We start from the raw sequence: 14,971 nt of genomic DNA, 5'->3' as shown, positions 1-14,971 counted from the left end.
ATAATACTTCTATATTTACGGAGTAATTTTTAATATTAATTATTGAGATTTATAGCGCTAAATAGAATATTTGCAGAAGGTAGTTCTGATTAAAAATTTATCTCAAGTACTTTATCCTTATTTTTTAGTCTATTGACGGGAAAAAACAAGAAAAATTGCAATAAAAACGCTCCATACAGATCACATTTAATAAGTGAGGGTATTAATAGCTACCAAATGATATTAATTATCATTTGCATTTGGTCAATATCCCTACTATTGTTATCTCTTCTACTACTAAGGAGAAATATCATGGTTAAACCAACAATGTCATTACGCTCTCAACATGTTAAGAATTTAGCAAAAAAGATAAAAAAAATGCGCGCCATAGAAAAGGCGATTACTTGTAATAAAGAAGCAGATCTACTTGTTATTATTAATAAAAATCCAACACTTGTTTTTATAAAATAGCTAAGCACTTGGTTTTTTATATCAATAAATAGTAGTCACAATTTTAGTGGGGTTGACAACTCAAATGATAATGATTATCTTTTAACTCGTGAATAGTTGAGTGCGTTACTCGGTCTTTCACAACGACATTGCTCACATTGCTTCTAGTATTTATTGACCAACTCTCCTAGCGTTGGTCTTTTTTTTTATTTTTGCATTTCAATAAACACAAAACCTTCCCTGTTAGTAGGAAGGTTTTATAGTTTTGAAGCAGATATAACATGACATTAAAATGAGGCTATGTTTTACCTTAATCAAAAACATTATTAATAACAGAGGCAATAATTGATGTGGTTATTGCGATTAACACCAAATCATTACCCACTATCTGCCATTCATATCCATCGTAATGCGGTAACTGACTTAGCATAATGCTGGGTACGGCTTTTTTCGCAATACCTGGAGGTAATGGCTTACCTCTTGTTAAATTCTTTGCTATTCCCGGAGGAAGGCCTTTATATCCAGTTAGATTGTTCTTTATTGCTAATGCTCTTGCATCATCATAAGTGATTGAGACAGAGAGCCCTCCTCGACTATCAATACGCAGTTGTGAAGAAAATCCATCTTGTTGGTTTACGTTCTGATGTCCTTTATTAAAACCGTTGTTACCTCTTTGATTTTGATGACTATGAGGATTACCGTTACCGTTTCCATTACCCTTTCCGGGATCGGCGAAGGAATTCAAAGAAACCATAAAGGTCAAAGTAGCTATTAAGCCATGCTTTAATAAAGTGGGTGTTTTCATGTGAGTTATTCCTTAAAAGGACGCCTTACAACGTTATAATTCCACACATAAAAATACAACTGCCAATATTCTGATTAACTTTAGAAAGGCGAAATAAATGAGGCTATAAAAATTAGCTTTAAATACAGCCTCTTATTATTTAATGCTATTTTTTATACGCTTCAAAAGTCATAATTTCTGTCGTATTACTGGGGGTTTGCAGATACTGGTAATCGGCTGATATTGTGATCTGTTTAAAACCAATCAAGCGTAGTATTTGTTCAAATTCAGACACACCAAACCATTTTAAGCTGAAAACTTCCCATTCACTTTCAATGATCTTGCCATCTCGCCATTTATCATAACGATGGTGTGAAGTAGTTAACTGATTTATATAATCAATTTCAGCATTAATTATCTGTAAGGTAATTAGATCGCCTTCTGGTGTATTAAATTGGCGACTAGTACATTCACCTTTAACAAAATGATGGGCAAGACTAATATCAACCAATAAGCGCCCACCAAACTCAAGCGCTTGATAACACTGTTTTAAGGCTTGGATCGCCTGCTGTTGCGTATTTAATAAGAGGAATGTCCCTGTAGGAATAATAATAGCCTCGACAGGGGTATTGACTTCAAAAGTGACTAAATTATTTTGAGTTACGTAGTTGGTTGTAAACCCATGCTCGATTAGATTTTTCTTACAAAATTCAAGCATCTCTTCGGAAAGATCAAATCCCTCAATATTAAAACCTGATTGCAATAAAGGAATAAGGATGCGTCCTGTTCCTACTGCCGGCTCTAAAATTTTACCTTTAACATCTTTTAATCGCTGTTGATAGTATTCAACATCGCCGAAACTGCATCCTATCGGTTTATCCAATTGATAAACTTGAGCTGATAGAGAGTGATAACTCTGCATAATATCCCTTAGTCTGTACCAATTTTTATGTATCTTATTAAAAACAAAAAATTATACAAGGCACCAAGGCATCTAGAGTAGGCCTTTACATTACCCTCACACTACTTATTATCCCCTCATAAAATTTAAGGTTGACAATCTAGTTGAGAATGATTATCTTTTAACTTGTGAATAGTTGAGTGTTTTACTAAACTATTTGCAACGACATTGCTCACATTGCTTCCAGTATTTACTGTGACCAACACTTAATGTGTTGGTCTTTTTTTATTAATAAAAACTGGCTTCACCTTTGGGTCTGGTCTTAAAACGTCTATGAGCCCATAAGTATTGCTCTGGCGCTCGCATAATCTCAATTTCAATCAGATGATTCATTCTATCTGTATCATTTTGAATATTTTCTGTTGGATAATTATGAAGCTCTTTACCTATAATTAAGCTATATTTTTTATCATCATGACCATGGTTACGTACCAATGTTACCGTTAAAGAAGGAGCTCCTGATAACTTTGCTAATATAACAGCACCTTTTGAAGTAGACGTTTCCTTAACCGAAAAAAATGGTGAAAAGGTGGTTCCTTTTAAACCAAAATCTTGATCTGGTGCAAACCAAATGGCCTTCCCTTTTTTTAATTCAGTGACCATAAACTTTAAATTACGTCTATCAATCATACCTTTATTAGAACGGCATCTTGCCCTAGTTTGAATAAACTCCATCGCTTTATTATTATGAGGCCGATACATTGCGTTTACAGGGAAGCACAACCCCATAATACGCCCTCCAAGCTCCAACGACATGGAGTGAATACCAATCAACAAAATACCGGTATGCTTTCGATTAGCCTCAGTAAAATTTGTTATTCCATCGACTTGATAGATATTTTTCAGTCTGTTATCGCTCCAAAACCATGCCATGCCAGTTTCGAATAGAGCGATACCTAATGCTGATAAATTTTCCATAACTAGCTTATCGATATCTTTTTTACTTTTATTCGGAAAACATAACTCTAAATTTTTCTTTATTATCGAAACTCTTCTTTTGATAAAAAAACGCGATAGTAATCCTAAATGTTTTCCTAAGAATAAAAGCCACGTGTAAGGTAATTGTACTAATAAAAAAAGAATAAATACGCCTAGCCAAGTAAGAAAATATTTAGGGTGTAACAGATGTAGTGAAAAAGAATTTTTAGCGTACACAAGATTTGTCCTTTCGTCACTTAAAAGACTTCTTTTAAGCTTAAGTTAATTTAGACAACAGTTATTTAAGATAGTTTATTTAAGATAAGTTACTTAGTGAATACCACTTAATAAAATTTACCATTTATCTTATATAAGTTTATTTTAAACGGCTTTTTCCTATTCTTTTCTTAAAGAAAAACTACCAGTCATAGCTTTATTTTCTGATTGTTTTTATTTTCTTTTTTTATGTATGGTGAATATTTACCAAACTTTAATAATATCAGTTAGAATAAAATTTATTTTTATTAGCAAATAATAGGTATAAAAAAACCTCACATCAGTGAGGTTTTTCAGTTATTTCGTCTAGTAAGATACGCTTATATAAGTGTCTTTAAGTCTTAGACGCAATAATCCATAATTATTACAGACCGATAACATTAGCAGCTGCTGGACCTTTTGCACCATTTTCAATAGAAAATGATACTTCTTGACCTTCTTTCAGTGATTTAAAGCTATCGCTTTGAATTGCTGAAAAGTGAACAAATACATCTTTGCTACCATCTTTAGGTGTGATAAAGCCAAAGCCTTTATCGTCGTTAAACCATTTTACTGTACCAGTCATTGTATTAGACATAGAATTTCCTTTAATAAATTTAGTTATGCCATAAGGCTAATTGCGGTTTGATTTCGGATTTTTACTTATGGGTACTATTTGAAGGAATTCGCAACGAAGAGGTATCAAGGATAGCGCTAAACGGTGAACTACTAAAAACTGGACTAACATAAATAGGTCTGTACTTCCAAACCAATGACGCTATTAAGTCATAGAATTTATTTTATAGCAAACTATTTTCACTTTTATTTTTTATAGAAGTGTAAATTTCTTTTTTATTTGATTTATTTACCATGAAATTGTTAACTATTTACAAATAGATAGCTATTTATTGAGAATAAGCCTACTAAAAGTAGATACTGATAATTTTACAAAACAATCAATATCTACTGATATATTTATACCATCTACTGTTTTTATTGCTTATTTGCTCAGATTAACTAATAAGATTAGTTAAAATCTGTGATGTTTTAGTCCACAACAAAGAGCCACCTTCATTATCATAGACATAACGTTGTGCATGGGGAAAACGTTGAGACAATAACTTGCCAAAATCAGGCGAGTGAACAGTACTCGTATCCTTTAGTCCATACCATAATGTTGTAGGTGTGCTAATCATTTCTGGAGTAAATCCCCAAGGTTGCATCGTGATTAATAAATCTTGAGCATAGCCCTTATTTCCATATTTAAATGCTTCTTTCATACAAGCTTGATAAACAGGAAAAAATTTATTTTCTTGATAAAGAGCCAAATCAACATCAGCACTATAATTCAAAATAAAATCCATTAACCAGTCAGCGGTGATATTTTCAATGATCCAGGTCTTTAATCCATCAGGATCGAATAATGCCTGTTGTTGCATATTAACCACATCACTGGACAACAGTTTTTTTATTTCAGGATAATCTAGTTGATCTTGACCAGCAACAATTGCCAGCTTATCCACTTTACCATAGTAACAAATGGCCATTGCAAAAACAGCACCTTGAGAGAATCCTATCACACTGATATTCTTAATATTAAGATATGCTAATAAGAATAATACATCGCTAGAAAACGATTTTAATGTCTTTTTAGGATCAAAGGTTGATTCACCTAAACCAGGACGAGTCGGTGTAATAAGTCGAATATTTAACTCAGTTAACAGCTCAGCATCCATACTTAATAGCCCACTCATCCCTGCACCTGTGCAGAATAATACCGGTTGACCATCTGATGGGCCAGATTCATACCAAGTTAACGTTCGATTATCTGGTAATAACAATGCATGTTTTTCGGCACTTGTAACTTTCATTAGACTGTATCCAAAATTAATTTATAGATAAAATACCCGTCATTAAAAAAATGATAGATATAATAAGTATTTTTCAGTTTCTTATTAAAACTGATATTAAAATTAATATTGAAACTAGCTAAGGATAAGATTTCATTTTAACTCTCAGTGTGCATTGATTTATACAGTTATATTTTATCTGAGATAAAATAATCGATATTTAGATATCCTAACAAACTGCCGATAAAAAATATATAACTACTTAAAAATAAAGGCGAGTCTAGCTCGCCTTTATCTCAATAAATAATCATTAAATTATTTTACTATTTTACAAGTACGCCCTGTATCTTCAGCAATACGATCATTGACTATTTCATCTTCTGACATCGTCGCTAAATTGAACTCTTCACTACCTTTACCCCACAGTTGGAAACTTTCTCCAACATAACGCGCACCACTTGCAGCGACTGCAGATTTTAACACGATTAATTCATCATTATAATCCATTACGGCCAAATCATCATTAGGGAAAGAAACTCTGATTTTTTGCCCTTCACAGTCGTAAGTTTCTGTTTTAGCAGCTAATGCAGGTGTTGCAATAATTGAAGTTAATAAAGCAATTGCAGAGATAGAAAGTAATTTACGCATTTACATCTCCTAAAATAATTAAAGTAACTATGGTTAGTCCAATTAGGTTAGATAACTTTTATAAAATAAAAAATAAGATATCTCCGTATTTAATTATACGGGGTAATATAAAGAAATAAGCGATTTTCTAAGCAATTATTTCCCACTGTATAATAGTCTAGATTAGTTTTACTAGCTTAATTTTTAAGAATAAACCAACTCAAATACATAACTTTACATTATTGTTATTAACTTTTACCTTAATTAGAGTAACAGAATCTGCCTAATATGATATTATTGTAAAATAATAATTTGATTAATTTTCAATAGATTAATCTAATAATATCGATAAAGTGAAATAGTGGGAAGATCAATGCTTCAAGAAAATGTAGTTAAAGATATCATTGTTTGGATCGAGCAAAACTTAGATTCACGTTTATCATTAGATATTATTGCTGAAAAATCAGGCTATACCAAGTGGCACTTCCAGCGCTTATTTAAAGCATATACAGGAATATCTTTAGGCAAATATGTCCTAGCACGCCGTTTATCTTGTGGCGCTTATGCGTTGAGGATCACTCGTAGTAGCCTTTTAGATATTTCTTTAAAATACCATTTTGATTCGCAACAAACGTTTTGTCGTGCGTTTAAAAAACAATTTAATATCACCCCTTCTGAATATAGGAAAAAGCAAGGTTGGGATATTAGTGAGCTTATCTTTCCAGCATTAGAAACTGTTGAACTTAAAGCAAAATATGAAGTAATGACCTTACCTTCTAAAGAGTTGGTAGGTATGGCTCATCAATACAATAAAAATATTTCAGCATGGAATTATGATAAGAAAAAATTTAGAAAAGAATTCTGGAAGAAGTTTTTAAAAGAAATACATACCATCCCTACAGAAATGTATGCCACACATCGTGCTTCTGCAGGCTCGCTAGATGATACGACTTATATTTATACAACAGCAGTAAGTAAAGAACAATTAACAAGCTCTGCTAATATTTCCACTATGTCTAAAGTAGAATTACCCAATGGGAAATATTTAGTTATTACTTTCGAGATGGATAATATTTTAGATTCCCTCACCGGGTATGATGATATTATTTATACTGTATATACCAAAGTATTACCAAAGATGAATTTGCTACGTCGAGCTGGTCCTGATATTGAGCGCTATACCTTAAAACAATCGGTTAGCTATGATAAGTTAATCGGCCATAGTGAGCAGCATCTACAAGAAATTAGTTACTATATTCCTGTTCTTTAGTCGCTAATAGAAATAAAAAGATCTCAATCTGATTACGCATCTTGAGATCTTTTTAATATTTATAATACGTTAAAGTAATTAATCTTTTTTAGATTGATTAGCAAAAAAGATCTCATCTTGTATATTTTTAGTTTTAAGAGTAAAGAGTTGATTAGTTAAGTTTTCAGTTAATTGTTCTGCATCAGCCATTACACGTAAGTTAAATTCATTCAGCATGTTATCCGCTGCTGCTTTATTCTTTTTACTCATTGACAAATAATTAGCCTCCATTTCTTTTTGTTCTAATGCTGTTTTAGCTTCCCATTCTTGGTATGCTTTTTTAACAATAGGAGCAAATTGAGGATAATCTGTCATTACTAATGTTTGTAACTTACGATATTTCCAATAGATAGAGTCATTATCTGCTTTATCTGTTCCAATAGCATAGTGTTGCGGATATGCTTTTAATCCACTGTAATAAGGAACAAAAGCGGTTAGATCAGCCATTCCCAAACCAACATAAGTCACTTCACCAATCTCTTGCGGTAATTCAGGTCTTACTTGCATCACATGAGATTCATAAGTACGAAACACACTTATTGGTCGCCATGGTTCATTGCCATTCAATCCATTGGTATAAGGATCATGTTCTGTACCGTCAAAATGGTTGCGTAACATCGCTTTGGCGTCTTCTACTGATACTTTTTTCTCCGGTGTCAGCATAGGCGCAAATTGACGACCATCTGCCACATTCTGTTTCAGAGAAGGGTTAAATTGTTGCTGGATAACCCAAACCCTCGGGTAATTATAAGTGAGATCACGTTCATCATCACGCGTATAGGCTTTAGAAAAATTAAATTCGCCATCAGAGGCAGGATCATAAAGTCCTTTTTCTATTGCAAACTCAACTAAGTTTTTAGAGCCTAAAGTATCATTACTATCTATATGGTAGGCCTGTAAACGCCCTTGATTACCCGTCGCAAAATATTTATCTTTTGGTAGTTTTTGCGCCATCCATTGATGACCTGTACCTGTTTCTAGGTACCACACCTCATTTTTATCAACGACTGCAACCCCAAATCCTTCTCCCGCACCTTGTGTTTCGATGATGTTCCCCAGTAATTCAATTGCTTCACGGGCAGTTTTTGCCCTTGAGAGTAAAATATCTGGAATATCATCTTCAGTGATCCCCGTATCTTCAACATAAGGATCGAACGCCAATGCTTTAGGTGAGGCAAAAATGGATTCTGTACCACTCACCCCAACGCCTAGCTCATTAAAACCCGTTGCACCATGCAATTGAGTTTTCCAATTAGGTACAGTGGTATAACGTAATGAGTGTTTAGGTAGTGGATAAGTAAAGTTATTAGCGCCATGATGAGCTTGAGTGCTATAAATGCCAGTCTGATTACTTTTAGCTGGATGAATAACAAAATGTTGTGCTTTTAAAGCATCACTATCTGCGCTACGAGCTACAATCAAAGAGCCGTCATTAGTTGCTTCACTCCCTGCTAATAACGTTGTGCAGGCCAGAGCCGAAGAAACTAATGCGATATTAATTGACAAAGCGATAACAGCTTTTTTAAATAAAAACATATAATGCCTCATTTGCTTGTTATTTATAATTTATATCTCAATTAATTATCTCTATTTTAGAGTAAAAAACTTGATATTTTTTGGTCTGCAGAATATTAGCAATGAGAAACAATCAATTACCGTGATTAACATCTCAATGATTAACTATTTAAAAAATAAAAATCGCATCAGCCTCACAACCATTTTTTATAGTGCATATAAAATCAAATAATATTATATGATGTAGTCAAATATTAAAAAATATCGCAAACTATGTTGGTTGAATTGTGTATTAAAATATAATCATATGATATATCGTTAATAAAAAAACGTATTTATTTACCTAAAATATAATTATAAATTTATTATTTTATTTTTAATTATGTTTATACCAAGAACTTTTTATTCCCTATAAACTGATATATTTGATTATTGCTTTTATTACAAAAGTCTTTTGCTTTATAGCTTATTTTTAGAACAATAAAAAAGACTATACTGTCCACCATGACGATGAGGCACCCAATAAGGTGTCACTAATATCAACTTAATTCCCCTACTGTTATTACCTTTCAGGAGAGATGTATGAGTGTTCCCGTTTTAGGTCTTGGTACTTTTCGTTTAAAAGACGATGCGGTTATAAATTCTGTAAAAACTGCACTAGAACTAGGTTATCGTGCTATTGATACAGCACAAATTTATGAAAATGAAGCTGCTATAGGACAAGCTATTGCAGAAAGTGGTATATCTCGCGATGCGCTTTACATCACAACAAAAATTTGGGTAGAAAATTTAAGTAAAGATAAATTAATTCCTAGTTTGAAACAAAGCTTAAGTGATTTACAAACAGATTATGTTGACTTAACTCTAGTACACTGGCCATCACCAAATGATGCAGTTTCTGTTAAAGAATTTATGCAAGAGTTATTAGCTGCGAAACAGATGGGATTAACGCGAGAAATTGGTATTTCAAACTTTACCATTCCATTAATGGAACAAGCTATTGCTTCCGTTGGTGTTGAAAATATCGCAACAAACCAAATCGAATTATCACCTTATTTACAAAATCATAAAGTGGTAAATTGGGCTAAACAGCATGGCATTCATATTACATCTTATATGACTCTAGCTTACGGCAAAGCATTAAAAGATGAAACAATACAAACCATTGCTAAAAAACACAATGCAACACCAGCACAAATCATTTTAGCTTGGGCTATGAATGAAGGTTATTCTGTTATTCCATCTTCAACAAAACGTGAAAATTTAGCCAGTAATTTACTCAGCGTAAATATCAAATTGGATAGTGAAGATAAACAAGCGATTGCAAAGTTAGATTGTCATGATCGTTTAGTTAGCCCAGAAGGTTTAGCGCCTCATTGGGATTAAGATTAACCAATTTAAATCGTAATATAGGTGATATTATTTTTATCACCTATATATCTTAACCTACTTTTTTAGCAATATACTCACTCAGAGAATCAATAAATACACGGATGCGTTGGCTAACCACTTTTTCACTATAATAAACGGCATTAAAAGGCATAGCTATAGGTTGCAGTTTATCGGGGAATAATTCGATAAATCGACCATTTTCGATATCATTAACCACCATAAAATCGGAAAGGCAAGCAATACCATTACCTTCGAGACACAATTGTCTTATCGTTTCTCCACTATTCGACGATATTCCCATAGGAGCTTCTAATAATTGTCCATTATCTCGCTCAATAGGCCATGTGTTTAGTGATACTGGTTCAGTAAAAGTTAGACAAGTATGGTCAAGCAGATCTTCTGCGATTTTAGGCTGTCCATAACGGGCGAGATAATCAGGGGTCGCTACGATTTTCCGATAACTATTCAATAGTGGTTTTGCCCGTAAACTGGAATCCGTTAAATTACCGACTCTAATCGCGATATCTACTTTACGTTCAATAAGATTGATAAATGTTTCAGATGAAACTAAAGAGAGGGTTATTTGAGGATATTTTTGCTGAAATTGTTTAATAAAAGGCACCAGTAAATGCAAAACAACCGGCGTTGCGGCATCAATACGTAATAGACCCTGTGGTGTTTTTTGTGTATTAATTAATTCATCTTCAGCTAATTTCATATCTTGCAAGATAATTTGCATACGATGAAAGTAATGCTCCCCCTCTTCTGTTAAACTCAATTGTCGCGTAGTCCGATTTAATAAATTAACGCCTAGCTTTGACTCAAGTTTTTTTACTGTACGACTAACAGCAGAATTGGCTAATGCTAATTTTTCTGCAGCACGTGTAAAACTACCACTTTCAACTACTGCAATAAAAACTTGGACTTCTTCTGAGGTGGCTTTCATGACTGACCTTAGAAACGAGTGAATAATAACCTAATGGTGAATCACTCTTATTATATAATATATACGCTAATTGCTTTAAAAAATTATTTCCATATCTTTATAGTTAGTTTCTCTCAAGCGATTAGCGATATATTATCTGACACTTTATTCATTATTAATAAAGCGCATAAGCTGTTGTCGAAGTTGTTTATTATCTTGCTTTAATCGTTCATTTTCATCCAACAATGTCAAGGCGATTGCAATACCATGCCAATCCAATGCTAACTCTCGATGAAGTTTTAACGCCCGATGTACAACAACAACTGCATCATCATTGAAAAACCACTCCTGGGTGGTAATTTCTACAGGCTCAATAACCCCTAATTCAACAATTTCTTGAAGTTCCTCTTTGGAAACACCAGTATGATGACAAAGCTCAGTCATAGTAAATATTGTTGTTAATTGTGCCATTATTTATTCTCCCAGTTTTTACGTGGATTATAATCGGCTTGGGCTTCGGCGAGTTGTTGCCATAATGAATGTGTTTTTTCATCCACTTTAGGTGGCATGACGACTTTCAAAATGGCATAGAGATCACCACTCTTTTGCTTGCTTACTAAGCCTTTTCCTTTAATTCTCAGGCGTTGACCTGCCTGACTAGTGGGAGGAATAGTAAGTAAAATTTTATCTTTAAGTGTAGGAATAGCAATTTTAGTACCTAATGCAGCTTCCCAAGGTGCAATAGGAACCACAATTTCAAGATCATGCCCTTTTACATCAAATAATGGGTGAGGTGCAATACGAATAGTTAGCCATAAATCACCATTTTCTCCGCCATTTTCCCCAGCAGTTCCTTGGCCTTTTAAACGAATACGTTGTCCATCAACAACACCGGCAGGAATTTTGACATTCAAGGTCTTAGGAATTTCTTTCTCTATCATGCCAAAGACATTATAAACCGGTAAATGATAGCTAATGGTACGCTTATGCTCTTCTTGTGCTTCTTCAAGAAAAACCGGTAATTCAATTTCTAGATCTTGTCCACGTTGTCTAGGTGCTTGACGTGAATGGCGCCCTTCAAAAGGTGAACCTTGGCCAAAGAAAGAAGCATAAAGATCGTCAAAATCTTCCTGACTAAAACTTTGTTGGTTTGAATGTGAATTGTTGTGCTGTGTAAATTGTTTAAATTTCGGATCATTGCGGTGAGCCCAAAGTTCGTCATATTCAGCTCTACGCTGTTCATCACCAAGAATTTCCCAAGCTTGTGCTATTTCTTTAAAACGCTCCTCAGCATCTGGCTCTTTACTTACATCTGGGTGATATTTTTTCGCTAAACGGCGATAAGCAGTTTTAATTGTTTTCATGTCATCAGTGGGTTTTACCCCCATAATGGCGTAATAATCCTTTAATTCCATAGTGATATCTCGATTATGTTAAACATTAAATACCCTACATCTATAGATTATAGGACAGAGAACGCTTTTTTGTTAACCAAAATAAGTTTCATAAATCCCTATTTAAGCTTATTAGAAGACTAAACTTAAAAAATTTTTTATTTATTAAAATATTTTTAAATAAATAAAAACAAATAGTTAGAGCCAAATCGAATAACTAATCATCTAAATATCATTAAATTGCATTTGAAATACTTCTTTATTGGCGGTAAATTTTGGTCAAAGAAGAAATAATTTATCAGGTGATTTATCTCTGTTTTTTATTTTCACTAAGATAAAAAGCAACAAAATAACTGGCAATAATAAGGGAGAAGCAATGAAACGTATCATTATTCCCACAAACTATATTCATATACGAACAACGCCTTTTTGGACAAGGGATACAGCCCCTAAATCAATCTGGGAGAGACATTTAGACAAAGGCACCCAGCAAGGGGTATACCCTAGATTATCCGTGATGCAAGGCACTATTATTTATTATGCCTATGCCGATCAATATAGCCCAAAGCCTACCGAAACCTTAGTGATTAAGGAGGGTGAGTTTGGTGTATTTCCACCAGAAACTTGGCACAGAATTGAAACACAAACTGAAGACACCGTGTTTAATATCGACTTTTATGTTGACCCCAAAATACTTGCTGAAGGTTAAAAATGACTATGGAAAATGATAATAAAGGTTATTTATTGACACTTATTTGTGATAACAGTGATGATAAAGCAGAGAAAATCTTCCTTAATCCTAAGATACTTTATATTCCTGATGTTGCCACTAAAGAAATTTTGTTACTAACTAACGAATTAAAGAGCAAAATAGATCTCTCATCCCAAGCGCTGACTTTAACGCTCACCAATAAAAATAATGGTGTTTCAGTGGATAAAGAATGCGAGATAAAAGATTTACTTGATCCTGATATGGCGAGTCTAATGGTTAAAGATTTAATCAATATCGTCCGTGGTTATGATATGGATGAAGAAGCCAATGTTTGTGGTTGGTAAATTAAAAATTAATCAACAAATTAAAGCAGTCACTATCACACTCTATAATGAAAATAGAGTTAATAAGCTACTAAATGATGAATACAATATCTTATTCATCATTTAGTACATTAACGATTGTTAATAATTAAATTTCTTAATCGTTAATTTAAAAATAAGCTCTAGGACTGGGGCTTATTTTGGTGTATTTGGAAAAATATCATATATAGCAAAATGACATTAACTTATTTTTATTTAACTATTACTCTCAGGCTTAAGTTTAAACATAATGGTTGTAGCCTCAAACTTACCATCAACTGCTTGAGCAAACTCAGGAATTTCACCACTAACTTGCCAGCCAAGAAAGCGATATAGGCTCACCGTCATACCTTTTGTAATGGTATCTAAAGTTAAAAGTGTTATCCCTCTCTCCCATGCTATTTGTTCAGCCTTTTGCATCAATTGCTGTGCTATTCCTTTATGCCTATGATCAGGGGATACTAATAGTTTGCAAATCTCCCCACGATGTTTGCCATTTGGTTTAGTGCATAATTCAAGACCAACAACACCGACTATTTGTCCGTCAATCACTGCAGTAATTAATTTAAACGTATTTGTTGATAATGAGTGATTAACACTAAGCCAATAATTTCTCATATCATCTACTTGAGTTTCTGCGTCAGTATACCCAACACTTGCTCCACCAAGGACACATCTATATAACAATTTGGTGAGTTGTTCTATTTTAATTTCACTTATTTTGTCATCATAACAATAAATCATCATATTGAGTGTCCCCAGTCGTAAATATATTCAACCATAATCTATTCGAAATATTTAGAGGTTACAATAATGCTCAATACTCTTTATACAAACAGAAATTTAAATAATTATGAATAAAACTGTTGACTAGGAAATTTGTTTTTAGTGGTTCAAAGGAAGTTAAGGAGACTTCAGGAGACGCTAGGAGATGTTGAAATGGCGGATGAGGAGAGAACAATACAAGATGATTATTTTATTGATATTAAATAATTATTTAAATTTTAATTTTAAATATACCCCCAAATATACCCCCTAGTATTTTTGTCATGCCTATTTTGAGATGATTTTAAATCTCAGTGTTAACCTTATAATTTCAAATATCAAAGTTGCAAAAATATCATTAATGGAAGCTATTGTTGCAAAAATATCATTAATGGAAGCTATTGTTGCAAACAATGAAATTCTAACCAGAAATAACCCTACTCATAACTTACTCGCCTTTCGTCATTGATTCGTTTCAAAAAGAACCGCAGAAACTAAAAAGTATGGTGATTATCGTTATGTATTGATTGTGCTAAATTGGGAAAATCAAAATCTATCAATTCACTAGTATAAAAATACTCTGTTTTGATGACAACCAGAGTGACAATCTACAAAATAGTAACCAAGTTCGCAAACTAAAATATATTATTTCGGCGCCAATCTAAATACGAACCCAAAGTGAAGATTAGATATCAATTATTTAATAAGGGGAATATTCCACTAATATTTTATTTATTTCTAAAAATATTAATCATTGAACAGCCTTTAAAAAT

The 14,971-nt window shown here is 33.1% G+C and carries 16 protein-coding genes; 5 read left to right on the top strand and 11 right to left on the bottom strand.

Annotated elements, in window-relative coordinates:
- Positions 1–291: 291 nt before the first annotated feature.
- Positions 292–450: a hypothetical protein gene (locus GWI58_RS17735; RefSeq protein WP_195276263.1), complete on the top strand. Its 159-nt coding sequence runs from the start codon at positions 292–294 to the stop codon at positions 448–450.
- Between the two features lie 289 nt (positions 451–739).
- Here the strand turns inward: GWI58_RS17735 and GWI58_RS12525 are convergent, their stop codons facing one another.
- From GWI58_RS12525 to GWI58_RS12500, 6 genes are all read right to left on the bottom strand, one after another.
- Positions 740–1,234: an anti-virulence regulator CigR family protein gene (locus GWI58_RS12525; protein ID WP_049210220.1), complete on the bottom strand. Its 495-nt coding sequence runs from the start codon at positions 1,232–1,234 to the stop codon at positions 740–742.
- 145 nt (positions 1,235–1,379) lie between these two features.
- Positions 1,380–2,135, bottom strand: a complete 756-nt coding sequence (locus GWI58_RS12520; protein WP_004247023.1) for a class I SAM-dependent methyltransferase — start codon at positions 2,133–2,135, stop codon at positions 1,380–1,382.
- A 267-nt stretch (positions 2,136–2,402) separates the two neighbouring features.
- Positions 2,403–3,329: an LpxL/LpxP family Kdo(2)-lipid IV(A) lauroyl/palmitoleoyl acyltransferase gene (lpxL, locus tag GWI58_RS12515; protein WP_017827330.1), complete on the bottom strand. Its 927-nt coding sequence runs from the start codon at positions 3,327–3,329 to the stop codon at positions 2,403–2,405.
- 403 nt (positions 3,330–3,732) lie between these two features.
- Positions 3,733–3,945: a transcription antiterminator/RNA stability regulator CspE gene (cspE, locus tag GWI58_RS12510; protein WP_004247021.1), complete on the bottom strand. Its 213-nt coding sequence runs from the start codon at positions 3,943–3,945 to the stop codon at positions 3,733–3,735.
- 415 nt (positions 3,946–4,360) lie between these two features.
- The gene (locus GWI58_RS12505; RefSeq protein ID WP_161769227.1) at positions 4,361–5,218 is read right to left on the bottom strand and encodes an alpha/beta fold hydrolase; all 858 of its coding nucleotides are present in this window, start codon (positions 5,216–5,218) and stop codon (positions 4,361–4,363) included.
- Between the two features lie 294 nt (positions 5,219–5,512).
- Positions 5,513–5,845 (bottom strand): MliC family protein, encoded by a 333-nt coding sequence (locus GWI58_RS12500; protein WP_004247019.1) that lies wholly within the window; start codon positions 5,843–5,845, stop codon positions 5,513–5,515.
- Positions 5,846–6,197: 352 nt separating this feature from the next.
- Here GWI58_RS12500 and GWI58_RS12495 point away from each other — a divergent pair, with 352 nt between their 5' ends.
- Entirely contained in the window at positions 6,198–7,094 is an 897-nt protein-coding gene (locus GWI58_RS12495; RefSeq protein WP_161769226.1) for an AraC family transcriptional regulator, read from the top strand.
- 78 nt (positions 7,095–7,172) lie between these two features.
- Here the strand turns inward: GWI58_RS12495 and GWI58_RS12490 are convergent, their stop codons facing one another.
- Positions 7,173–8,669 (bottom strand): C69 family dipeptidase, encoded by a 1,497-nt coding sequence (locus tag GWI58_RS12490; RefSeq protein ID WP_161769225.1) that lies wholly within the window; start codon positions 8,667–8,669, stop codon positions 7,173–7,175.
- Positions 8,670–9,230: 561 nt separating this feature from the next.
- On the opposite strand from GWI58_RS12490, the gene dkgB reads away from it, so the two are divergent.
- On the top strand, positions 9,231–10,034 hold the full coding sequence (gene dkgB / locus GWI58_RS12485) for a 2,5-didehydrogluconate reductase DkgB (RefSeq protein ID WP_094960034.1): 804 nt from the start codon (positions 9,231–9,233) through the stop codon (positions 10,032–10,034).
- 55 nt (positions 10,035–10,089) lie between these two features.
- Here dkgB and yafC read toward each other — a convergent pair whose 3' ends face one another.
- The 3 genes from yafC to cbpA all read right to left on the bottom strand — a co-directional run bounded on the left by yafC (position 10,090) and on the right by cbpA (position 12,380).
- Positions 10,090–10,986 carry a DNA-binding transcriptional regulator YafC gene (gene yafC / locus GWI58_RS12480; RefSeq protein ID WP_094960033.1) on the bottom strand — a complete coding sequence of 299 codons (897 nt, stop codon included), beginning with the start codon at positions 10,984–10,986 and terminating at the stop codon, positions 10,090–10,092.
- 144 nt (positions 10,987–11,130) lie between these two features.
- Positions 11,131–11,436 (bottom strand): chaperone modulator CbpM, encoded by a 306-nt coding sequence (gene cbpM, locus GWI58_RS12475; RefSeq protein WP_004247011.1) that lies wholly within the window; start codon positions 11,434–11,436, stop codon positions 11,131–11,133.
- Positions 11,436–12,380, bottom strand: a complete 945-nt coding sequence (gene cbpA, locus GWI58_RS12470) for a curved DNA-binding protein (RefSeq protein WP_161769224.1) — start codon at positions 12,378–12,380, stop codon at positions 11,436–11,438. The genes cbpM and cbpA overlap by 1 nt, the downstream gene beginning before the upstream one ends.
- Before the next feature lie 355 nt (positions 12,381–12,735).
- Here cbpA and GWI58_RS12465 point away from each other — a divergent pair, with 355 nt between their 5' ends.
- Positions 12,736–13,068: a DUF1971 domain-containing protein gene (locus GWI58_RS12465; protein ID WP_161769223.1), complete on the top strand. Its 333-nt coding sequence runs from the start codon at positions 12,736–12,738 to the stop codon at positions 13,066–13,068.
- Between the two features lie 2 nt (positions 13,069–13,070).
- The gene (locus tag GWI58_RS12460; protein ID WP_094960031.1) at positions 13,071–13,415 is read left to right on the top strand and encodes a DUF1869 domain-containing protein; all 345 of its coding nucleotides are present in this window, start codon (positions 13,071–13,073) and stop codon (positions 13,413–13,415) included.
- A 234-nt stretch (positions 13,416–13,649) separates the two neighbouring features.
- Here GWI58_RS12460 and GWI58_RS12455 read toward each other — a convergent pair whose 3' ends face one another.
- Positions 13,650–14,180 carry a GNAT family N-acetyltransferase gene (locus tag GWI58_RS12455; RefSeq protein ID WP_004247783.1) on the bottom strand — a complete coding sequence of 177 codons (531 nt, stop codon included), beginning with the start codon at positions 14,178–14,180 and terminating at the stop codon, positions 13,650–13,652.
- Positions 14,181–14,971 lie beyond the last annotated feature (791 nt).

It is taken from the genome of Proteus sp. G2674 (genome assembly GCF_009915195.1).
GTDB classification, from domain to species: domain Bacteria; phylum Pseudomonadota; class Gammaproteobacteria; order Enterobacterales; family Enterobacteriaceae; genus Proteus; species Proteus mirabilis.
Note: the sequence above shows the minus strand (reverse complement) of the source record. Positions and strands in the feature narration are given on the sequence as shown.